This window comes from Marinobacter sp. HL-58, from assembly GCF_001314605.1.
Taxonomy (GTDB): domain Bacteria; phylum Pseudomonadota; class Gammaproteobacteria; order Pseudomonadales; family Oleiphilaceae; genus Marinobacter.
Window position 1 is genome coordinate 17061 of record NZ_LIHP01000003.1, and the last position, 21443, is coordinate 38503.

Sequence of the window (21443 nt, forward strand, 5' to 3'; positions counted from 1 at the left end):
CCGGATCTGAGACTTTCAACTGTTAGCGCAACTCTTCCCAATTCTGGCGCCCAAAACGGAAATCTTCCGCGTCACCACAAAGTGGGCCAGTACAGCCACCATCGCCTCCATCACCATCATCGTCAGAATCGTCATCGCTACCACCCTCGTTATCAATTTCTTCCGCACCGTCATAACTATCCGGGACATCAACGATCTCCGACTCCAAGAATAAATCTACACCTTGATCCCGGATAACACTGATTCGCTCACCATTTACAACATTTTTTATGCCATTAACAATTTCTGAGCCCGCGGAGTCACCGATATCGAACTTGCCATCGCGGTTCAGATCAAAGACCGCATTACCAGTCTTGCCACCTGTGCGCAGGTCGACATCCATAACATAACCGTCCTGGCCACCGCCACAAGCATTTGTCTCGGGAATCAACGTACTGAAGCGAACTCGCGTAACGGGAAAGCCGGACGGAAATGATGCCGGGCTAATGACTCTCTCTCCTCCGGAAGTGTCCAGATCCAGCACCCAACCCTCATCGCCAGTACCGAGCTGATTGTTGGTAACTGCCCTGATTTCCAATGTTTGCGGCTCTATCGTCCCATCTACATTGACGTTGAAGTCAGTGGAATTCTGAACATTGATTTCCTGAGTCAGAAGATCGTCTCTTTCAAAATCGTCAGCATCTCCACTATCGTATATCCCGTAAAGACTCTGAACCTGATTGTCAATGCTGTCGCTCGCTTGGAAAAAGGAGCCAGTGCCGAAGACAACAATCACGTCTTCCCTGCTACCTTCGGGAACGTAGGCAATCTGCGGGGCTGCGGTTATAGGCTGTGGCCTATCGCTGCCATCAGTTGCGGTGAACACTTTCTCACTTTTATAGGGGGCCGAACCCAGGTCAATCCTCCAAAGATTGCCTAAAAGGTCCCCGGCATATGCGCGCGTTGCCGTCCCATCGGTTCGATCAGCCAATACAACCGGTGCGGACATTCCGTTAGGAGTATCTTCATCACCCTCTCCTGTCGAAATTTCGGATATCAGGTTACCGGTTTCGACATCAACCAGAAACAAAGCGGATTCATTGGACTCGGAGTTGTAACCATTACCAAACACAGCTGCCCACCGGCCAGATTCCAGCCTCACTATATTGGCATCACTTACACCGTAACCCAGCTCATCGTGGGTAAACTCCCACAACACATCATTTTCACTAAAATCATCAGGTTCAGTAATATCCAGTGCAAAAACTGTGCGGCCGCCAGCACCCATAGTGCCGATGAGTACAGTGCGCCACTCTCCATCTATATATACGTCAGAAACTGCAGCAGTACCGTCTACAAAATATCTGTGCTCGTAGCTTCGATCCATGAGTTCGTTTACTGGAGCGAAACCATCTTCGCCTGGCTCAAGGAGCTCGCCAGGCATATAGGCAAAAAGTTCCTCACCTGTCAGGGAATCGAAAGCATGTAAAAACCCACTGTTCGCGCCCACATAGATGACATCAGGGCGCTCATTGTAATCCTCGCTCGCACGGAAAGTTGCGTAGCTGCTCCCTTCAGTACCACCCAAACGGCGATATCCATAGTTTGTCCTACCGACATATTGGGGATTGGAGCCGATGATATCACCCAATAACCTCAACCGAGTGTTGGTACTCCCTTCCGGCTGGAATTCACGGGTACGGAAGCTTCCGTTGGCGCTGTCATTACCCACCAGCCAGGCCAGCCTGTCGGAACCAAGGTTATCTTCATTGCTATCCAGTCCCGTATTCAGCGCGTCACGCTGGCTATCGCTTAGGCTGGCTGGGTTGGTGAATGGTACGCCTGAGGCTCCGTTGTGGGTATAGAGATCACGATTTTCATAACCTTTGAACTCCAACTCCCGCTCCGCGTCCCAGATGAGTCCACCGCGAGCCCCACCCGAGAGTATCTGCGCTGCCTGAACAGTGCCGCTCCAATCCGTACTGCGATATCCAGCAGAATAACTGAGTGCTCCCTGGCGGAAAACAGTTGAACTGGCTGCGGCAGCAGTAGAAGAATTTTCCACACGACTGACGATGGTAGTCAGGACGCCTGACAACTCAGAGGCAAAAGCATCCGGGTCCGCTGCGCTAAAGAATCCGCCGCGACTGTTAACCGCTGCGTGCAGAAGGTCATCGACCTTTGCGGGCTCACTTATAGCAGTATTATTGGAGAAAGGATTCGACCAATCGATGTCGACATCATTATCACCAATAGCATCAAACACTGTTTGAGGATCGTCTATCGTTCCCGTCACTCCAAGACCAACGCCAAACGTCACCATGTGTTGCCAGAATGCCGGGTTAAGGCCGCTTGTCGGAACCTCATTTGCCAGGTCCGGGCGCAGGTCACGGCTCCAGTACTGCATTGCGACGTCGGCCAGTGTATTACTGCGACCATCTTCGAATGGCGACTCAGCACGATACCCGTCGTAATCATCAATCTGGGGACCATTACTTCCATCCACATTTCCCACGCCTGGAGAGCCACCGCTCCAATAACCGTCAGTCATGAGTATGGTGAACGACTGCCGGCACTCCAGTTGGCTTCTAGAATCGTTCGTTCCGGGCTCGGCGCCCCACGGGCCCTGATTATCGCTGCGCTCAAAATATTCACCGGCCCGCTTCAACGCCAGACGCAAGGGCGTACCAGCGTTCGGAACTCCGTCGGTATAGAGCCTATCGAAGAACGTTTCTCTGTTGTCGCCATCAAACGCACGGACCCCCCTGTCAATAACACTGGTATTACGGCCATCAACGCTTGACTCCCCCTTATTCAAGCGACCATAACCAACCCGCAGCCCTTCACCTTGCTGAGAAAAAGCGTTGCCAATACCGGAACGCGCAGCGAGGGTGCGAGAGCGATAGTATGAATACCAGTTGGCAAAATTCTGTATTTCTTCCTCGACACTACGAGTAGTATCTCCAAACTGGAAATTTGAAATTTCTGATTCATTACCATTCTGAAGGTCTGTTCTGTATGCGGCGCCATTACGCACCTGATACTTGATGTAACTATCTTTATCGAACCGATCTTCTCCCTCTTTTTTCACATAATAAGTGATCGGCCAGTAAGCTAGATTAGCGTTCGAGTTAAAATAACCATTGAAGCCGCGACGCGTCCACCGGCTCCAATCCTGCTCAGTCGTAAGATTCAAAGTCCCCGAAGCTGTCCTTCCGGGAAACCGATAGGCTGCCTGTGGATCGGCATTGTCCCACTGAGTTCGATCACCTCGAAACCAGGGCTGATAGGTTTTTTCGGGATTATAAAAGAACGGATTGCCATCATAAGATCTGAATAATCGATTTCTTGGGTTATCATCGTCAAAATCGAAAATGTACGCACTGTAGGTCCCGCTGCCGTACATGTTGGAAACTGGCGGGAATAAATAATTTGTATTAGAACTGTACTGACTCTCAGGCAACTCAAATTGCATGGAGCCAGAATCATCAATAATGAACATAATGTTTGGCGAGACATTACCACCAAGTGTCGGCGGCACATTTGCAATGTCGATAGGGTCCGCAAAAGCGATTGCGGAATTCCACGTAAATATCCCAGCGAGACACGATAGAAGCGCACTTCGAATGCTGCCGTTGAAAGTAGATTTGTACCAACTGACTTGCGAGTTCATCTTTATTCTCCTGGCAGGTTGCCTAATTCGTCGCGCCCTGATCAATCGGGTTCCGGCATAAACATGGACTGCAGTATTACTATCGAAGTATCGGTGCCACCCTGAGCCCTTGAGGTCACCGCAAAGCGGTCATAACAAGGGTCACCGGCAACCGGACTCGGGCAATACTCAGCCACCCATCCAACATGGTAAGCTGGGTCCGCAAAGAGTTGGTCGTCCAACGTTTCTACTGTCACGGCGTCTGCATCGTTGCCATCCCAAGATGCTGGTTCGTCAAGCCGATCATTCGTTAAGGCATTCGTTGAAGAGTCCACTAACCAGTCTTCACCTTCACGAAGAGCCCGCTCACTTGCCTGAAAAGCGATATTCCGATCGTGTAAATTCGATGCCATTCTTTCCTGAAGGATGGTCGATTGCATGCCGCCAAGACCAATCAGGGAGAGCAAAAGCAGCATAATAAGAGAAACAATCAACGCACTACCCGCCTCCATGCGTTGACGTAAATTATTTGTGCTCTTCATATATCACTCCAGGCGGTTTCGAATACCAACAGTCATTGTAGAAACCAGGCGCGCACGCCTGTCCTCAGGAGAAGATATGACCGTTCCGGCGAGATTGAAGTCACGGGTCTGGGTTTCCCCAGTAGCGTTCTCGGAACTACGAACAAGAAAAGCCAATCTAACACTCAATACTTCCGCCCAATCCGCGACATTTTCGGCAGTTACATATTGGTCGACCTCGTTGCGTGAACCACTTGGCGGTGCTATGCCATACATAACCTGCATGGTTTCAACGCCCTCAACCAGCTCTTCCGGATTGGACGGTTCTGCATCGAGTCGCTGCCGCATAAGCGCTGGCTCACCACTGGCACCAATGCCTACGTAATACGCAAATGTATTGTGGGCCGCAACTCGGGCATTCGCACCGTAGCTAAGCTCAAAACCACTGCTAGGGATGTTGCCCGGATCGAAGCCGGAACCCGCCATGGCTACCGAGTTGGCGGTTTCATTATTCGCATTCTGGAAAAGTTCCCCGGACGCACAGTTATCGTCAATGGATAAGACAATTCGACCCACGGGAATATCTGAGGCCCCATCAAGGCTTATACTGCCAGTTGCACTGCCTGTAATATCTACAGGAATGGTCTGAAGGGAGTTAACGATCAGCACGTCAGTACCCGACATTACTTCCCCGGCGATCTCGGGCGGAAACTCACCGTCTCCGGGCCCTTCAAGCCAGTTCCCCGACCCGGCGCCCTCCAATTCATCAGATGCCCCAAAGTCCTCTCCGGGCCCGGTGCCATCAAACTCCCATCCGAGCAACCCATTGGCCAACTCCACGACTCTGTCGCCCTGGAGTTTCACTTCAACGTCACTAGCATTCTGAAGACATGAGAGACCACCGGCACCTCTTACATCCCTCTCAATCATGGTTGCAGCAAAACGGATATTTTCCTGGGCATGGGCAATGGCATCGGTAAGCCGGTAAGTCTGACTACTGCCGAGGTAGACCTGCACCACCCCCAGCGTCAGAATCAAGCCTAGCAACATCGCAATCATGAGTTCTATGAGAGACAACCCCCTCATTCCAGACAAACCAGCTCCCGGACACTTCATGGTTGACATGACCGCTTTTCTTTTCGACATCAGATCACCGTCCTCAAGTTCACTGGTGCGTCATCAGGATCCCGTTTTTCCCAATCGATCGTCACATCGACTTCGCCCGTGACGTTATCGACATCAACCACGGCAGTTCCTTCAGGAAGCAAGCACACCACCAAGTTTGCCCACTCTTCAATATCGTTTTCGCTGACGCTCTGCCCATTATTGGGTTGATAGTCCGGCACACATTGGGTGTCTTGGAAACTGACCTCCAGATCGTCGTATTGAGCACGGTTATTCCTGTTTGACCGAATCCGGTCCATGATATCCGAGGAGAGCAGTACTGCTTGGGTTCGTTGTTCGGCAGCGTTGGTCATCTGACTGGATAAACCCTGCATGGATGCCATTCCAAGAAGCCCGATCGCCAGTATTAAGACCGCCACCAGCACTTCGATCAGAGCTATACCTGACTGCCTTGAAGACGTTCTCGAGGAAGTAGCTACACAGTAGTTGGAAATTTTGACATTCATTATTCACAAACTCCCTGCTGAAGCGAAGCTCTACCTGCCCGGGAAACGGTAAGTCTTCGCAGTCCCTGCTCGTCCGCTTCACATTCGACTGATTCCACATCAATAGCTACATCGCCCGCAGGCACCTGACGATACCCTCGACTGTCAAATGTAATTCCGTTGGTGCCGCCACTAGCCATGGACACCCCACGTGTACCTGAAAATGATCGGATTAATCGGCCGTCGTTGCCCGCGTCTTCACAATTGTCCAACCCACCAACAATGACGCACCATCCGTTTTCAAACCCACCATTTTCACTTTGAATCGATACCTCGGCACTTCTTTTGACTGCCTCGCTCCGAGCAAGATTAATGGCCCCGAGAAGACTGTTAGCCTGAGTAGTAACTCGATTATTTTCTATTACGCTGTTAAAAGATGGGACACCTACCCCAAGCAGAATGCCTAGCACCACCAATGTGACCATTAGCTCTATTAGCGTAAAACCCGAGTTAAAGTATTTCACTTGCCCCAGCCTGTTCGAATATTCGTTAATCGATTTTAATCAAGAGGAGCGCGAAGGAACAGTCACGATAAGATAAGCGGAGTTGATTATCCGATGAATGGTGCTCGAGCCGGTAGAAACGAGATTTCTCTCACAAATAAGGTAGGCGCCCGACACAGCCTAGCGTTGCGTAGCGGAAGTTTGCGGTCAAACATTAACCACATCAATCCGCAGTTCCCGGGGCATCGAGAAAACAATATTTTCTTCACGCCCCGAAATTTCCTCTGGTAAGTCGCCGCCCAGACTCCTCAGCCTCAAAATGACGTCATTCACCAGCACTTCAGGCGCAGAGGCACCGGCAGTCACGCCGACTGCCTTCTTGCCTTCGAGCCAGACAGGGTCGATCTGCGTCGCTTCGTCAATCAAATAGGCAGGCGTCCCCATCCGCTCCGCCAACTCTCGCAGGCGATTGGAGTTGGAGCTGTTGGGCGAACCCACCACCAGCATCAGGTCGCAATCGCCGGCCAGCTGCTTTACGGCGTCCTGGCGGTTCTGGGTGGCGTAACAGATGTCATCCTTGCGGGGGCCCTGGATTTCCGGGAACTTGTCCCGCAGCGCATCAATCACACGGGCTGTGTCGTCCATGGAAAGTGTGGTCTGGGTGACGTAGGACAGCTTTGAAGGGTCTTTCACCTCCAGTGCAGCCACGTCCTTCTCGTCTTCCACGAGATAGATATCACCACCATTACTGTGATCATACTGCCCCATGGTGCCTTCCACTTCAGGATGGCCATGGTGCCCGATCAGGATGCACTCGCGCCCATCGCGGCTGTACTTCATCACCTCCAGGTGCACCTTGGTTACCAGCGGACAGGTGGCGTCAAATACCTTCAAGCCCCGCCGTGCAGCCTCATTCTGCACTGCCTGGGACACACCATGGGCACTGAAGATCACCAGCTTGTCGTCTGGCACCTCTTCCAGCTCATCCACAAACACAGCGCCACGCTCACGCAGGTTATCCACCACAAACTTGTTATGCACGACTTCATGGCGAACGTAGATCGGCGCGCCAAACACATCCAGGGCACGGTTTACGATTTCAATCGCGCGGTCGACACCGGCACAAAAGCCACGGGGGTTAGCGAGTCGGATTTGCATAGATTTGCCCTGCGATATCAAACAAGTTTGCGGAAGCCTGCGGAAAGAGCTGTCCCGGGATCGTCAAAAACATGGATGTTTTTGTCGAGCGTACAGGGACGTATTCACAGCGTATCCCGGGACAGCTCTTTCCGTAGGCTGACAAGCACCCAGGCTACCAGGCCAGAATACGATCAGTGGGACTGCCCTACAGGCTCCACATCAATAATTTCCACTTCAAACGTCAGTGTACGCCCCGCCAGAGGGTGATTAAAGTCCACCTCAACCTGGTCCCCCTCAACGCGGCTGACCACCCCAGGCAATTCACTCTGGCGCGCATCCGCAAACGAAATCATCACCCCCTTCTCCAGCACCATGTCCGCACTGAACTCGCTGCGCTTGAACGTCTGTACATTGTTCGGGTTGTGCTGGCCAAACGCCTTCTCCGGTGGCACCTCGTAGCTGTTCCGGTCCCCGGCCTTCATACCCATCAGATACGCTTCGAAATTCTCCGGCAGGTTATCATCGCCGATTTCCAGCGTTGCCGGCTCCTTCTCGAAGGTGGAATCAATCACTTCACCATCACTGAACTTCAGTGCGAAATGAAGGGTGACGCGCGTTCCCTGGTCTACGGGAAGTTCTTTCATGGGCAGCTATCGCTCCTGTCTTCCGTCACTCCGGGTCGCCACCGGAATCCCGGGGCTTGCGGAAAATATCGAGGATCATCATGCCGGCACCGATGGTTATCGCCGTGTCAGCAATGTTAAACGCGGGGAAATGGTAGTTGTTCCAGTAAAAATGCAGAAAATCCACCACATAGCCGTGAACAACCCGGTCGTACACGTTGCCCAAGGCCCCACCAAGGATAAGTACGATGGCAATGGCCGACCAGGTTTCATCACGCCGCAGGGATTTCAGCCAGAACACCAGTACCACGCTGACCACCAGCGCCAGGGTGATGAAGAACCAGCGTTGCCATCCCGCGGCACCGGCCAGAAAACTGAAGGCCGCTCCGGTGTTATGGAGCAGCGTCAGATTGAACATCGGCATCACTGGCACCGGGTTGGCGTAAGTCAGCATGGCCGTGGCCATCGCCTTGGTGCCCAGGTCCAGCACAATCACCAATGCCGCCAGCCAGAGCCAGCGCAGCTTGGAGCCGGTTGCTTCGCTTTCGTTCATTACGCTTTCCACAAGTCGGCGTCCATCAGGCAAAGGAGCGGGATTCGCCCTGCCCTTCCACGTTGGTAACACAGCGGCCGCACAGGTCACTGTACTTCTCGCTCTGCCCCACGTCAGCACGGTGATGCCAGCAACGCTCGCACTTGGCGTGAGCGGCGGGAGCCACTTTCACCAGAAGCCCCTCGTGGGAGGTCTGCTCCGCGCCTTCCGCTTCCGATACCGGCTTTACCGTTGCTTCAGAGGTAATCAGCACAAAGCGCAGTTCTTCGCCCAGGTAGTTCAGGTCTTTCGCCAGGTCGCCTTCGCAGAACAGTGTCACTTCCGCACTCAACGAGCCCTTGATTTCACCCCGGCCACGGGCCTCCTCCAGGCATTTGTTCACCGCTTCCTTGACGCTGTAGATGCGGCTCCAGTAATCGCGGCCCAGCTCGGCGTTCTCCGGCAAGGCGGTCAGCCCGTCGTACCAGGTTTCATAGAATACGGTATCGCCACGCTTGCCCGGCAGGTGCTGCCAGATCTCATCGGCCGTGAAACTCAGGATCGGCGCAATCCAGCGCACCAGGGCTTCCGCCACATGATAAAGGGCTGTCTGGCAGGAGCGGCGTTCGCGGCTGTCGGCCTGGGTGGTGTACTGACGATCCTTGATGATATCCAGGTAAAAGCCGCCCAGGGTCGCTTCGCAGAAGTTGTAAACCTTCTGGTAGATTCGCAAAAAGGCGTAGTTCTGGTAATCCTCGTGGAGCTCGTTCTGCAACTGCAGGGCCTTGTCCACCATCCAGCGGTCCAGGGCGATCATGTCGTCCGGGGCCACGGCGTGCTGCTCCGGCTCGAAGCCGGTAAGGTTGCTGAGCAGGAAACGCGCGGTGTTACGGATACGGCGGTAGCCATCAGCAGTCTGCTTGAGGATGTCCTTGGACACGGTCATCTCACCGCTGTAATCGGTGGCAGACACCCACAGGCGCAGGATATCCGCACCCAGCTCGTTCATGACTTCCTGAGGCGCAATCACGTTGCCCAGGGACTTGGACATCTTGCGGCCCTTGCCATCGACGGTAAAGCCGTGGGTGAGCACCTGCTTGTAGGGTGCCACACCGTTCATCGCGATGGAGGTTTTCAGGGACGACTGGAACCAGCCCCGGTGCTGGTCGGAGCCCTCCAGGTACATATCCGCCGGGAACTGACCCAGCTCGGTGCGTGGGCGCAATACCGATTCGTGGGTGACCCCGGAATCGAACCAGACATCCAGGGTGTCCATCACCTTTTCATACTGATCGGCGTCACTGCCCAACAGATCTGCAGCGTCAATGTCGTACCAGGCGTCGATGCCGCCTTTCTCGATTTCCTTTGCCACCGCTTCGATCAGGTTCTGGGTGTCCGGATGCAATTCCTGGGTTTCCTTGTGGATAAACAAGGTGATTGGTACGCCCCAGGTACGCTGGCGCGAGATACACCAGTCGGGAGACTGTTTGAACATGGCTTCGATGCGGTTCTGCCCCCAGGCCGGCACCCAGCGTACGCCCTTGATGGCCTCGAGCGCATCGTCACGGAGGTTTTCCTTGTCCATGCTGATAAACCACTGGGGGGTAGCACGGTAGATCAGCGGTGTCTTGGTGCGCCAGCAGTGGGGATAGCTGTGACTGAACTTCTCTGCCCGAACCAGCTTGCCCTCGCGCTCCAGCGCGGAGCAGACCGGATCATCTGCCTTGTAGACATGCACACCGGCAAACTCACCGGCAGCCTGGGTGTAGGTGCCGTCTGCCTTGACCAGGCTGATGGTACCAATGCCGTAAGCCTTGCCCACTTCAAAGTCTTCAACCCCGTGGTCGGGTGCGGTGTGAACAGCGCCGGTGCCGGCATCGGTGGACACGTGGTCCCCCAGGATCAACGGAACCTGTTTGTCGTAGACCGGGTGATGAAGGTCCAGTTTCTCCAGCGTGGCGCCCGGCACCGTGGCCAGCACCTCGTATTTCTCGATACCCCAGCGCGACATGATGCCATCGACCATCTCGGCCGCCAGAATCATCCGTTCGGGGCCCTGACCGGCATCGGCCTGCACAAGTGCATAGTCCAGCTCGGCGTGGATAGACACAGCCTGGTTGGCGGGGATGGTCCAGGGGGTAGTGGTCCAGATCACAACCGAGACCTCACCCTCACCTTTATCTGTGCCGAACAGATCCAGTACCTTTGCCTGATCAACCACGGTAAAACGTACATCAATCTGAACCGAGGTCTTGTCCTGATACTCCACCTCGGCTTCCGCCAGCGCGGACTGACCGACCACGCTCCAGTACACCGGTTTGAACCCGCGAACCAGGTGGCCCTTGGCGACAATCTTGCCGAGGGCACGCACGATGCCTGCCTCCACTTTCGGGTCCATGGTCAGGTAGGGTTTTTCCCACTCCCCCATGACACCCAGGCGGATAAAATCCGCTTTCTGGCCGGCAATCTGCTTGGTGGCATAGTCGCGACAGGCCTGACGGAAGGTTTTGTAGTCCACCTTCACACCGGCCTTGCCGATTTCCTGTTCAACCTTGTGCTCGATGGGCAGACCGTGGCAATCCCAGCCGGGAACGTAAGGCGCGTCATACCCCATGAAGCTGCGGGACTTTACGATCATGTCCTTGAGAATCTTGTTGACTGCATGACCGATATGAATGCTGCCGTTGGCGTAAGGAGGCCCATCGTGAAGGATGAACTTCTCCCGGCCCTCGCGCTGCTTGCGCAGGTTGCCGTAGACATCCAGGTCCTGCCAGCGCTTGAGCATGGCCGGCTCACGCTTGGCGAGGTTACCGCGCATGGGAAAGGCGGTATCGGGCAGATTCAGAGTATGCTTGTAGTCGCTCATGGTTATGTTGCGTAGCTCAGGTTGTTAAATGTCGGTCAGTTTCAGTTGGCTGCGGAGCCATGATCTGCAATCCACGCCCGGGCATCGTCAAAATCACGGGCAATCTGTTTCTTAAGATCTTCCACCGAGTCGAATTTCACCTCGTCCCGCAGGGCGTGGCGGAAGACCACATCAAGTCGCTGGCCGTAAAGTGTGCCAGCAAAGTCAAACAGGTGCACTTCCAGCGACGGCTGCTTGCCATCCACCGTGGGGCGCAATCCTATATTGGCGACACCGTCCAGTATCCGGCCATCCTGCAGCGTGGCACTGACCACATACACCCCTTTCAGTGCCGGCATATGCGGTAACAGCACGTTCGCCGTGGGCGCGCCGATCTGCCGCCCGAGCTGACGCCCGTAAACCACCCGTCCACGGATACGGTAGGGATGCCCCAGTAGTGCTTCGGCTTCCTCAATCCGGTTTTCGGCCAGTACGTTGCGGATCCGGGTGCTGCTGACCCGCTCACCGCCCACGGTCACCGTGCGGGTATTTTCGACGGTGAACCCACGCTGCTCGCCCACTTCCCGCAGCAGAGCGAAGTCACCGGCACGGTCGCAACCGAAACGGAAATCATCTCCCACCACCAGATGGCGAACACCAAGGCCGTCTATCAGCACATCTTCAATGAATCCCATGCCGGAGTAGCTGCGAAATCGCTCGTTAAAGCGCAGGCAAAGGACAATATCAATGCCGGAGGCCAGCAACGATTCGAATTTCTGCCGGAACGCCGTCAACCGGGGCGGCGCCTCCCGGCCCTGGAAAAACTCACGGGGCTGGGGCTCAAAAACCATCACTACGGAAGGCACACCCAGTTCCAGCGCTTTTTCATGCACCTGGTCAATAATGGTCTGATGTCCCAGATGAACACCGTCGAAATTCCCGATGGTGGCAACACACCCCTTCGCAAGCGGCCCGTCGGCCTGCTGGGCAAAGTGTTTCAGGTTGGTCAGGCCCCGGATCAGACGCATGTAAAGCGAACCCTTGTTTGCCAGCGGTGCATGGTTTCACTGGTGAGAAAACGCGCGATTATAACCTACCTGTGGCGGAAATGTCTTACCCGCACCCCGGCCAGTGCCAACACGACAAAATACACGGCAATGCCCGAGACCACGAGAATGCCCATATCCGTGGCACGCTGGAGACCACCGGCCCCGAGCCACCGGTCAACGGGCGGCTGCAGCCACAGGATCGCGCCCGCCAGCGCCCCGTTGGCAAGCCCGATCTGGACCAGGAACCGTGGCCAGCCCGGCTGCCATTTCCAGGCGCCTTCCTTTATCAGCCCCCGCCACAACAGGCCGGTGTTCAGCCAGGCCGACAGAGACGTAGCCAGTGCCAGCCCCGCGTGGGCGAGAGGGAAGATCAGTGCCAGGTTAAACACCATATTGGCCACCATCGCAATAATGCCGATCTTGACCGGTGTTTTGGTGTCTTCACGGGCAAAATAGCCCGGCGCAAGGACCTTGATCAACATGAACGCCAGCAATCCCGCGGAATAGGCCCGCAGACTCTGCGCTGCCATGGTCACGTCGCGATCAGTAACCTCGCCATAATGGAAAAGGGTTGCTACCAGGGGTTCCGCCAGCAAAGCCAGTGCCAGTGCCGCCGGCAGTCCGATCAGAAGAACCGCACGCACGGCCCAGTCAAGCGTGGCGGCAAACTGGTCCACCGAGGCCGCCGCGTGTTTGCGGGAAAGACTGGGCAGAATGACAGTAGCAATGGCAATACCAAACACGCCCAGGGGCAATTCGGCCAGCCTGTCCGAGTAATAGAGCCAGGAGACGCTGCCCGTCTGAAGAAACGAGGCCAGTACGGTATCGAGCAGCAGGTTGATCTGACTCACGGACACCCCGAAAAGCGCCGGCACCATCAGCTTCAGGATGCGGCTGACGCCTTCGTGTTTGTAATCCACCCTGGGCCGCGGCATCAGCCCCAGCTGCATCAGAAAGGGAATCTGGAAGAACAATTGCAGCGCGCCGGCAATAAAAACACCCCAGGCCAGGGCTATGATCGGCGTTTCCATCAACGGTGACAGGAAGATCGCCGCCCCGATCATCGCCAGGTTCAGCAACACCGGTGTAAACGCCGGTATGGCAAAGCGGTCGTAGCTGTTGAGAATGCCGCCGGCGAAGGCCGTCAGTGATATCAGCAGCAGGTATGGAAAGGTAATGCGGAGCATGTCACTGGCAAGGCCAAACTTGACATCATCGTCAAGGAAGCCCGGGGCAAAGACAGCGGTCAACAGCGGCGCTCCCAACATGGCGGCAGCGGTCACACCCAGCAACACCAGCCCCAGGGAACCTGCGACCGCATCGACCAGACGCTTGACCTCAGTGACGGATTCCTGCTCCCGGTAGGAGGAAAGCACTGGCACGAAGGCCTGGGAAAAGGCCCCCTCCGCAAACAGACGACGCAGAAAGTTGGGAATCTTGAATGCCACGAAGAAGGCGTCGGCGCCGGCACCGGCACCGAAATAGCGGGCAATCACCATATCCCGGACCAGGCCGAGCACGCGGGACAGCATGGTCATTATGCCGACGAGCCCGGATGACCTGAGCAGCCCTGGCGGTTTCGGCAATGCTTTGATGTCTTCTTTTTGCTCGGGTTCGGACGACATTCGCGGCCTGGACGATGGTTCGGTACACTGTAGATACTATCCGGGAACCGATGCTCTGTTTCGGTAATTCCCTAGGGCTTCGGGAGGCTCTCCGGTAACGAGCGGCGAGTTTACCACAGGCCTTGCGGATACCGGGATGAAATAGCTTTCAGTCTTGACATTTTGGGACGTTGGCGGCATAGTTCCGCGTCATTTATTTCGACGCGCTGGTGTTTTGGCGCGCCCACGATTTTTACGAATCGTTTCACACGAATTTCGGATTTCACAGATCTCAGGAGTTATACGGTGGCAAATTCCCCACAAGCCAAGAAGCGCGCACGTCAGAACGAGAAGAATCGCAAGCATAATGCCAGCCTGCGTTCCATGGCGCGTACTTACATCAAGAAAGTCCAGGCCAACATTGAAGCTGGCAAGCCGGAAGAAGCCCAGGCTGCTTTCCTGCAGGCGCAGCCGATCATGGACAGCATGGTTAACAAGGGCGTGTTCGCCAAGAACAAGATTGCTCGCCAGAAGAGCCGTCTGAGTGCCCGCATCAAGGCTCTGAAGAGCGCGTAAATCGCTTTTTCGGAACTTGAATGAAGAAACCGGCCAAGTTGGCCGGTTTTTTTATGTCCACTTACTGACTCGCCTTCCTTCTCCGGAGCACAGGCAGCACCGATCACCTACTCCGAAAACACGCCGTGAACCCATCCCTGGGGGCTCGGCATTGCCATCCCTGGCAATGCACGGTTTTCGGAGTAGGTGATCGGCGCTCCCTCCAGAGCTGAGAGTTGCTCTCTAGACAATCACCATATTGTCGCGGTGGATCATTTCTTCGTCCGAGATGTAACCCAACACTTCCGTAATCCGGTCACTCGAGCGGCCGGCGATGGCTCGGGCTTCGTCAGCATCGTAGTTGACCAGCCCGCGGGCGATTTCTTTGCCGGTTTCGTCGACACAGGAAACCATTTCGCCGCGGCGGAACTGGCCGGAGATGCTTTTTACGCCCACCGGTAGCAGGCTGCGGCCGCCCCGGCAGAGGACGTTGACGGCGCCCTGGTCGAGGGTGAGTTTGCCGCGGGTCTGGAGGTGGCTGGCCAGCCATTGTTTGCGGGCGGCGATTCGGCCCTGCTCCGGCAGCAATAAGGTACCGATAACATCGCCTTCCCGCAGGCGGGCGATGGCTTTTTCGATCCGGCCGCCGACAATAACCGTGAAGGCGCCAGAACGGGCGGCCAGGCGGGCGGCGCGGACTTTGGTCTGCATACCGCCACGGCCAAGAGCACCGGCTCCGCCGCCGGCCATGGCGTCGAGTTCGGAATCGCTCGCGCGGCGTTCGTCCACCAGTTGGGCATCCGGATTCTTGCGGGGATCCTTGTCGAACAGGCCGAGTTGGTCGGTAAGGATGATCAGACCATCCGCCTCAATCAGGTTGGCCACCAGAGCCCCCAGGGTGTCGTTGTCGCCGAAGCGGATTTCGTCGGTGACCACGGTGTCGTTTTCGTTGACGATGGGCACCACCCCGAAATCCAGCAATGCCCTCAGGGTGCTGCGGGCATTGAGGTAGCGTTTGCGGTCGGAAAGGTCATCGTGGGTCAGCAGGATCTGGGCAGTGTGCAAATCATGGCGCTTGAACTGTGCCTCCCACGTCTGCACCAGGCCCATCTGGCCAACGGCCGCCGCGGCCTGCAACTCATGAAGCTGTTCTGGACGAACCGTCCAGCCCAAACGGCTCATGCCCTCGGCCACAGAGCCTGAGGACACAATTACCACCTCAACGCCGGCACTGACCAATTCTGCGATCTGGTCAACCCACAACCCCAGAGCGGCAACATCGAGGCCCCTGCCATCATTGGTAAGCAGCGCACTTCCTATTTTAACCACCAGGCGGCGAGCCTGGCGTAGCTGAATTCGTTTGCTCATGCTAACTCGGTCCATGGATAAGCCGGCGCTACTCCACTATTCAGGAGCGTAAACCACTTCTACATCGTAATCATCGTCATCGAAGTCGTCGTCATCGTCATCCTGACGGGCTTCGCGGCGTATCTGGCGCTCGGCTTCGATTCTTGCTCGCGCTTCTTCGTCCATTTTCCGGCGGCGTGCAGCTTCCCGTTCGGCAAACTCGGGGTTCTCAGCTTCTTCTTGCGCCTGGTCTTCTATCCAGCGCATGACCGCTTGCGTGAGCGGCTTGGTGCCTTCACCGCTGAGGGCAGAGATGCTGAACACAGGACCTTTCCAGCCGAGTTCGTCGATGATGGCCTGGCAGTGAGCCTCCCGGTCTTCTTCCGGCACCATGTCCACTTTATTCAGTACCAGCCAACGCTCGCGGCTGGCGAGGGTTTCGCTGAATTTCTCCAGTTCGTGCTCGATGGCGCGTACGCTCTCAACCGGCGAAGACCCGTCATAGGGCGCCACGTCCACCAGATGCAGTAGCAGCCGGGTGCGAACCAGGTGTTTCAGGAAGCGGATACCCAGGCCAGCACCTTCCGCCGCGCCTTCGATCAGGCCGGGAATGTCGGCGATGACGAAGCTCTGGTGAGCCTGCACGCTGACAACACCAAGATTGGGCACCAGGGTGGTGAAGGGGTAGTCCGCCACTTTGGGCCTCGCCGCTGATACCGAACGGATGAAGGTGGATTTGCCGGCATTGGGCATGCCCAGCAACCCCACATCCGCCAGCACTTTCAGCTCCAGCCTCAGGTTCCGAAGCTCCCCCTCGGAGCCCTTGGTGGTCTGGCGCGGAGCGCGGTTAACCGAGGACTTGAAGCGGGTGTTGCCAAGTCCGTGAAAACCGGCCTGGGCCACTTTCAGTCGTTCACCGGGACGGGTCAGATCACCCAGCACTTCGTGAGTGTCCATGTCCACAACCGTGGTACCCACAGGCACTGGCAATACCAGATCCTCACCCTTGATACCGGTGCAGTTACGGCCGGAGCCGGGCTGGCCGTTCTCGGCCTTGTGCTTGCGCTGGAACCGGTAGTCGATCAGTGTATTGAGAGCACTGTCGGCTTCCAGGTACACAGAGCCGCCGTCGCCGCCGTCGCCACCATCGGGGCCGCCCTTGGGCACGTACTTTTCACGGCGAAAGCTCAGGCAACCATGGCCGCCCTTACCCGCCTCTACAATGATGGTGGCTTCGTCTACGAACTTCATCAATAAACCCTTTGCGCACTGCGCATAAACTAAAAAGCCCCGCAGCCTCATGGAAGCTTTGCGGGGCTCCAGATGACTCTGATATCAGATCATATCAGGGCCACCCAAGGTTCGACAGAACCCGAGATCGCCGCTGCTTACGCAGCTGGAACGATGCTCACGAACTTACGATTATCAGGACCTTTCACTTCGAACTTGACCTGACCATTTGCTGTTGCAAACAGGGTGTGGTCCTTGCCGAGGCCAACGTTGCTGCCCGGGTGGAAACGGGTGCCGCGCTGGCGAACAATGATGCTGCCTGCAGATACAGTCTCACCGCCGAAGCGCTTCACACCAAGTCGTTTCGACTCGGAATCGCGACCGTTACGGGTACTACCTGCTGCCTTTTTATGAGCCATTACAAGCCTCCTTATCTAAGGGGTTACTCGAGGGTCTTAGCCCTGGATACCCGTGATCTTGACTTCAGTAAACCACTGACGGTGGCCCTGACGCTTCATGGAATGCTTCCGACGACGGAACTTGATGATCTGGATCTTGTCGTGACGGCCGTGGCTGACCACTTCCGCTGTCACTTTGGCACCATCAACAACCGGCGCACCAACCTGAACCTTGTCACCATCGGCGATCAGCAGAACGCGATCAAACTCGACGTTGCCGCCGGTTTCCACTTCCAGCTTTTCCAGCTTTAGAGTTTCGCCTTCTTTTACACGGTGCTGCTTACCACCGCTAACAATAACTGCGTACATTAACGTTCTCCGCGATTGACCCATCCCTGCTCTTATCCACCTGGTTCTAAGGGAAGCGCTTCGGCAACCCTATAGCAGGGAGCGCAGGTTGGGATGAGTTGGGCGGTGATTGTACGAAAACCGCTGCCGCTTTACAAGCCAAGTTGACACTGATCACCGCAATACCTAGCATTGCGGCACCCGCCTATTTTACAAACGAAAACACCAGACAAGGGATCGGACCAGCCGCATGACAGCCCAGCGCATTTACGACACCGTCGCGGACGACTTCAGCCGCGTCAATGATCTGATCATCAAGCGGCTGTCATCAGACGTTCCCCTGGTGGAAAAAATTGCCCAGTACATTATTGAAAGCGGCGGTAAGCGCCTGAGACCACTGCTGGTTTTACTTTCAAGCCGCGCACTGGGCTATGACCGGGATGACCATCTCAAACTCGCTGCAGTCATCGAATTCCTTCACACCGCGACACTCCTGCACGACGATGTGGTGGACACCTCCGACATGCGCCGGGGCCGCAGCACTGCCAACGCTCGCTGGGGCAATGCCCCCAGTGTGCTGGTAGGTGATTTCCTCTACGCCCGCGCATTCGAGATGATGGTGGAACTCCAGGACCTGCGGATCATGGATGTGCTTTCACACGCCACGGCAGTCATTGCCGAGGGTGAGGTGATGCAGTTGATGAACGTGAAGAACCCGGATCTCGACGAAGCTCAGTACATGCAGGTCATCCACAACAAGACCGCCATGCTGTTCGAGGCGGCCTCCCATACCGGTGCGCTGCTGGCCGGGGCCGACAAAGACCGGGAGGATGCCCTGAAAGACTACGGCAAGCACCTCGGGCTGGCATTCCAGCTTGTGGACGACGTGCTGGACTACCGCGGCGATGCCGAAGCCATGGGCAAGAATGTCGGTGATGATCTGGCCGAGGGCAAAACCACGTTGCCACTGATCTACGCCATGGTTGAAGGCAGTGATGACGAGAAGCAACTGATTCGCCAGGCAATCCGTAAAGGTGGGCTGGATGACCTGCCCCGGATCCTCCAGATCGTCAATCGCTCCGGTGCGCTGGAGTACACCATGGCAAAGGCCAGGGAACAGGCAGCCCTGGCGGCTGCGTGCCTGAAAGCCCTTCCGGAGTCAGATCACAAGGAAGCGCTGGGGTTGTTGACTGAAATTGCGGTTGCACGGGTTAGTTAGGTGGGTGCTTCTTCATTGTCGGATTACGCTTCGCTAATCCGACCTACGCGCGAGCTCTCAGAGTTCCGTGCAAACCGTAGGTCGGATTAGGCGAAGCCGTAATCCGACAAGCCTCACCCCAGATTTTCCCGCCCATGGGGCGCATCAAAGTCCAGCGCCGGCCCCACCGGCACAATCTGCGTCGGATTAATGGTTCGCTGGCTTACATAGTAATGCCGCTTGATCTGCCCGATATCCACCGTCTCCGCCACCCCGGGCACCTGATACAGATCCCTAACATACCCGGAAAGCGCCGGGAAATCGGAAATCCTCTGGCGATTACACTTGAAGTGGCTGTAGTAGACCGCATCGAAACGAATCAGCGTGGTAAACAGCCGCCAGTCGGCTTCCGTCAACCGGTTGCCAACCAGATAACGCCGCCCCGACAGGCGTTCCTCCAACCAGTCCAGCGAATCGAACAGCGCCTCGTAGGCCTCTTCGTACTTGTCCTGTGCCGTGGCAAACCCCGCCTTGTACACACCGTTGTTTACCGTGTGATACACCCGCTCGTTCACCTCGGCAATCTCGTCATGCAATTCTTCTGGATAGAAATCCAGATCGCCCCGAACCCCGTCCAGCTCATCGAACGCCGAATTGAACATCCGGATAATGTCTGCCGACTCATTACTGACAATGGTCTGCTTCTTCGTGTCCCACAGCGTCGGCACCGTCACCCGCCCGGAATAATCCGGCGCAGCCTTCAGATACACCTCGTACATATAGCGCATGCCATTGGCATCATCCCGGTGCGCAGCATCATCAGGCCGGAACTCCCAGCCGTTCTCCACCATGTCCGGATGCACCACCGACACCGATATATGCTCCTCAAGCCCCTTGAGCACCCGGAAAATCAACGTCCGATGGGCCCACGGGCAAGCCATGGACACATACAGGTGATACCGCCCCGACTCCGCCGGAAAACCACCCTCCCCGTCCGGCCCGGGCGATCCATCCGCCGTCACCCAATTGCGAAAACGGGCAGCCTCACGCTCAAACTTGCCACCGGTCTTCGAAGTGTCGTACCACTGGTCGTGCCACTTGCCATCGACGAGAAGCCCCATAAACCCTCCAGTAAAAACCATTTGACGATCTCAAGAGGCGGCCAGCACTTTGCCGATCAAGGGAATTGGGGCAAGCCTTTGCAAACCGTGCATTGCCAGGGATGGCAATGCCGAGCCCCCATGGATGGGTTAACGGCGTGTTTGCAAAGGCTTGCCCCGATTCCCGCGCCCCCATAAAAGGATCGCAAGAAATTAAAGGAAGAATACCGGCGACCCTGCTACGCTCTCAAACAATCAATTCTGGCCAACACAATCAGATTATTCGAACATGCACACAGCCATCACCATCGACGCCCTCAAAGTCCTCGATGCCATCGACCGCAAAGGCAGCTTCGCCGGCGCCGCCAACGAACTCTTTCGCGTGCCCTCGGCCATCAGCTACACCGTCCAGAAACTCGAAGAAGACCTCAACGTCGCCATCTTCGACCGCACCGGACATCGCGCCGCCCTCACACCGGCCGGCCGCTACCTCCTGGAAGAAGGCCGAACACTGCTGGAAGCCGCGGAAAACCTGGCCCACACAACCCGCCAGGTGGCCCAGGGCTGGGAAACCCGGTTGCGAATCGGGTTCAACTCACTGCTGCCGGCACAATGCCTGTTCCCGGCCGTCAGGGAATTTTATGAACTGGGCGTGCCTGTGGAAGTGCAACTGGTGGAGGAGGTGTTTGCCGGCTCGTGGGATGCCCTGCAAAGCCGCCGGATCGACCTTATCGTTGGAGCCGACCAGATGAGTAAACCAGCCGGGGCGTTCACCACACACCCGCTCGGAGAAATGCGCTTCGTCTATGCCATAGCGCCCGACCACCCCCTTGCGACAGCGACACAACCCCTGACAGAAGAGGATATTGCCCCCTACCCCGCTGCCGTTGCCGCCGACACCTCCCGCTCACTGCCACCAGGCCATGCAGGTATATTCCGGCGCCAGAGAACCATTACCGTGGCCAACATTGACCAGAAAATCGCCGTCCAGCAGGCCGGGCTTGCCGTGGGCTGGCTACCGGAGGCCCGCATACGCGAGCAACTGGGCAAAGGGACGCTGATTGAAATGGAGGTTCACGAACCAAGACAACCCATCATGCTCCATCTGGCGAGGCATTCGGAAGATCAGGGCAAAGCTCTGATGTGGTTCTGGGAAACACTGGGCAAGTCACCCGCCATTGCCACCTGGCTAGAGGCCTGAACCCGGGC

Annotated in this window: 19 protein-coding genes; 3 read left to right on the forward strand and 16 right to left on the reverse strand. The window is 56.3% G+C overall.

The features are described 5' to 3' along the window. Positions 1-22: 22 nt before the first annotated feature. The 11 genes from HLUCCO03_RS03100 to murJ all read right to left on the reverse strand — a co-directional run bounded on the left by HLUCCO03_RS03100 (position 23) and on the right by murJ (position 14079). Positions 23-3652, reverse strand: coding sequence for a PilC/PilY family type IV pilus protein (locus HLUCCO03_RS03100; RefSeq protein ID WP_081813499.1), 3630 nt, complete (start codon positions 3650-3652; stop codon positions 23-25). A gap of 41 nt (positions 3653-3693) precedes the next feature. Next, on the reverse strand, positions 3694-4173 hold the full coding sequence (locus HLUCCO03_RS03105; RefSeq protein ID WP_027831015.1) for a PilX N-terminal domain-containing pilus assembly protein: 480 nt from the start codon (positions 4171-4173) through the stop codon (positions 3694-3696). A gap of 3 nt (positions 4174-4176) precedes the next feature. Beyond that, positions 4177-5298 (reverse strand): PilW family protein, encoded by a 1122-nt coding sequence (locus tag HLUCCO03_RS03110; protein ID WP_051603778.1) that lies wholly within the window; start codon positions 5296-5298, stop codon positions 4177-4179. Next, positions 5298-5783 carry a type IV pilus modification protein PilV gene (gene pilV / locus HLUCCO03_RS03115; protein ID WP_051603777.1) on the reverse strand — a complete coding sequence of 162 codons (486 nt, stop codon included), beginning with the start codon at positions 5781-5783 and terminating at the stop codon, positions 5298-5300. The genes HLUCCO03_RS03110 and pilV overlap by 1 nt, the downstream gene beginning before the upstream one ends. Next, a complete protein-coding gene (locus HLUCCO03_RS03120) occupies positions 5783-6286 on the reverse strand; it encodes a GspH/FimT family pseudopilin (RefSeq protein ID WP_081813498.1) in 504 nt (167 codons plus the stop codon). The genes pilV and HLUCCO03_RS03120 overlap by 1 nt, the downstream gene beginning before the upstream one ends. A gap of 186 nt (positions 6287-6472) precedes the next feature. Continuing rightward, positions 6473-7423, reverse strand: coding sequence for a 4-hydroxy-3-methylbut-2-enyl diphosphate reductase (ispH, locus tag HLUCCO03_RS03125; RefSeq protein WP_027831013.1), 951 nt, complete (start codon positions 7421-7423; stop codon positions 6473-6475). A gap of 173 nt (positions 7424-7596) precedes the next feature. Next, the gene (gene fkpB / locus HLUCCO03_RS03130; RefSeq protein WP_027831012.1) at positions 7597-8049 is read right to left on the reverse strand and encodes an FKBP-type peptidyl-prolyl cis-trans isomerase; all 453 of its coding nucleotides are present in this window, start codon (positions 8047-8049) and stop codon (positions 7597-7599) included. 25 nt (positions 8050-8074) lie between these two features. Next, positions 8075-8581: a signal peptidase II gene (gene lspA, locus HLUCCO03_RS03135; RefSeq protein ID WP_155939883.1), complete on the reverse strand. Its 507-nt coding sequence runs from the start codon at positions 8579-8581 to the stop codon at positions 8075-8077. Positions 8582-8606: 25 nt separating this feature from the next. Beyond that, a complete protein-coding gene (gene ileS / locus HLUCCO03_RS03140) occupies positions 8607-11426 on the reverse strand; it encodes an isoleucine--tRNA ligase (RefSeq protein WP_027831010.1) in 2820 nt (939 codons plus the stop codon). Between the two features lie 41 nt (positions 11427-11467). Beyond that, positions 11468-12433 (reverse strand): bifunctional riboflavin kinase/FAD synthetase, encoded by a 966-nt coding sequence (gene ribF, locus HLUCCO03_RS03145; RefSeq protein ID WP_027831009.1) that lies wholly within the window; start codon positions 12431-12433, stop codon positions 11468-11470. 65 nt (positions 12434-12498) lie between these two features. Continuing rightward, positions 12499-14079, reverse strand: a complete 1581-nt coding sequence (gene murJ, locus HLUCCO03_RS03150; RefSeq protein WP_081813497.1) for a murein biosynthesis integral membrane protein MurJ — start codon at positions 14077-14079, stop codon at positions 12499-12501. A gap of 285 nt (positions 14080-14364) precedes the next feature. On the opposite strand from murJ, the gene rpsT reads away from it, so the two are divergent. Beyond that, positions 14365-14634 carry a 30S ribosomal protein S20 gene (gene rpsT / locus HLUCCO03_RS03155; protein ID WP_027831007.1) on the forward strand — a complete coding sequence of 90 codons (270 nt, stop codon included), beginning with the start codon at positions 14365-14367 and terminating at the stop codon, positions 14632-14634. A gap of 222 nt (positions 14635-14856) precedes the next feature. On the opposite strand, the gene proB is transcribed toward rpsT, so the two are convergent. From proB to rplU, 4 genes are all read right to left on the reverse strand, one after another. Beyond that, complete coding sequence (gene proB / locus HLUCCO03_RS03160) at positions 14857-15981, reverse strand: glutamate 5-kinase (protein WP_027831006.1); 1125 nt, start codon at positions 15979-15981, stop codon at positions 14857-14859. 36 nt (positions 15982-16017) lie between these two features. After that, positions 16018-17211, reverse strand: a complete 1194-nt coding sequence (gene cgtA / locus HLUCCO03_RS03165; protein ID WP_027831005.1) for an Obg family GTPase CgtA — start codon at positions 17209-17211, stop codon at positions 16018-16020. A gap of 137 nt (positions 17212-17348) precedes the next feature. Beyond that, positions 17349-17609, reverse strand: coding sequence for a 50S ribosomal protein L27 (gene rpmA, locus HLUCCO03_RS03170; protein ID WP_027831004.1), 261 nt, complete (start codon positions 17607-17609; stop codon positions 17349-17351). Positions 17610-17645: 36 nt separating this feature from the next. After that, positions 17646-17957, reverse strand: coding sequence for a 50S ribosomal protein L21 (rplU, locus tag HLUCCO03_RS03175; RefSeq protein ID WP_027831003.1), 312 nt, complete (start codon positions 17955-17957; stop codon positions 17646-17648). A gap of 229 nt (positions 17958-18186) precedes the next feature. Here rplU and ispB point away from each other — a divergent pair, with 229 nt between their 5' ends. Further along, the gene (gene ispB, locus HLUCCO03_RS03180; protein WP_027831002.1) at positions 18187-19155 is read left to right on the forward strand and encodes an octaprenyl diphosphate synthase; all 969 of its coding nucleotides are present in this window, start codon (positions 18187-18189) and stop codon (positions 19153-19155) included. Positions 19156-19268: 113 nt separating this feature from the next. Here the strand turns inward: ispB and HLUCCO03_RS03185 are convergent, their stop codons facing one another. Continuing rightward, positions 19269-20255 (reverse strand): glutathione S-transferase family protein, encoded by a 987-nt coding sequence (locus HLUCCO03_RS03185; protein ID WP_027831001.1) that lies wholly within the window; start codon positions 20253-20255, stop codon positions 19269-19271. 268 nt (positions 20256-20523) lie between these two features. Here HLUCCO03_RS03185 and HLUCCO03_RS03190 point away from each other — a divergent pair, with 268 nt between their 5' ends. Next, entirely contained in the window at positions 20524-21435 is a 912-nt protein-coding gene (locus HLUCCO03_RS03190; protein ID WP_027831000.1) for a LysR substrate-binding domain-containing protein, read from the forward strand. Positions 21436-21443 lie beyond the last annotated feature (8 nt).

Bases quoted from the DNA above. Each gene is read 5' to 3' on its own strand.
- pilV (WP_051603777.1), bottom strand. From the start codon at position 5,783: ATGAATGTCAAAATTTCCAACTACTGTGTAGCTACTTCCTCGAGAACG.
- rpmA (WP_027831004.1), bottom strand. From the start codon at position 17,609: ATGGCTCATAAAAAGGCAGCAGGTAGTACCCGTAACGGTCGCGATTCC.
- ispB (WP_027831002.1), top strand. From the start codon at position 18,187: ATGACAGCCCAGCGCATTTACGACACCGTCGCGGACGACTTCAGCCGC.
- ispH (WP_027831013.1), bottom strand. From the start codon at position 7,423: ATGCAAATCCGACTCGCTAACCCCCGTGGCTTTTGTGCCGGTGTCGAC.
- murJ (WP_081813497.1), bottom strand. From the start codon at position 14,079: ATGTCGTCCGAACCCGAGCAAAAAGAAGACATCAAAGCATTGCCGAAA.
- cgtA (WP_027831005.1), bottom strand. From the start codon at position 17,211: ATGAAGTTCGTAGACGAAGCCACCATCATTGTAGAGGCGGGTAAGGGC.
- proB (WP_027831006.1), bottom strand. From the start codon at position 15,981: ATGAGCAAACGAATTCAGCTACGCCAGGCTCGCCGCCTGGTGGTTAAA.
- fkpB (WP_027831012.1), bottom strand. From the start codon at position 8,049: ATGAAAGAACTTCCCGTAGACCAGGGAACGCGCGTCACCCTTCATTTC.
- HLUCCO03_RS03100 (WP_081813499.1), bottom strand. From the start codon at position 3,652: ATGAACTCGCAAGTCAGTTGGTACAAATCTACTTTCAACGGCAGCATT.
- HLUCCO03_RS03110 (WP_051603778.1), bottom strand. From the start codon at position 5,298: ATGTCGAAAAGAAAAGCGGTCATGTCAACCATGAAGTGTCCGGGAGCT.
- rplU (WP_027831003.1), bottom strand. From the start codon at position 17,957: ATGTACGCAGTTATTGTTAGCGGTGGTAAGCAGCACCGTGTAAAAGAA.
- HLUCCO03_RS03190 (WP_027831000.1), top strand. From the start codon at position 20,524: ATGCACACAGCCATCACCATCGACGCCCTCAAAGTCCTCGATGCCATC.
- lspA (WP_155939883.1), bottom strand. From the start codon at position 8,581: ATGAACGAAAGCGAAGCAACCGGCTCCAAGCTGCGCTGGCTCTGGCTG.
- ribF (WP_027831009.1), bottom strand. From the start codon at position 12,433: ATGCGTCTGATCCGGGGCCTGACCAACCTGAAACACTTTGCCCAGCAG.
- HLUCCO03_RS03105 (WP_027831015.1), bottom strand. From the start codon at position 4,173: ATGAAGAGCACAAATAATTTACGTCAACGCATGGAGGCGGGTAGTGCG.
- HLUCCO03_RS03185 (WP_027831001.1), bottom strand. From the start codon at position 20,255: ATGGGGCTTCTCGTCGATGGCAAGTGGCACGACCAGTGGTACGACACT.
- ileS (WP_027831010.1), bottom strand. From the start codon at position 11,426: ATGAGCGACTACAAGCATACTCTGAATCTGCCCGATACCGCCTTTCCC.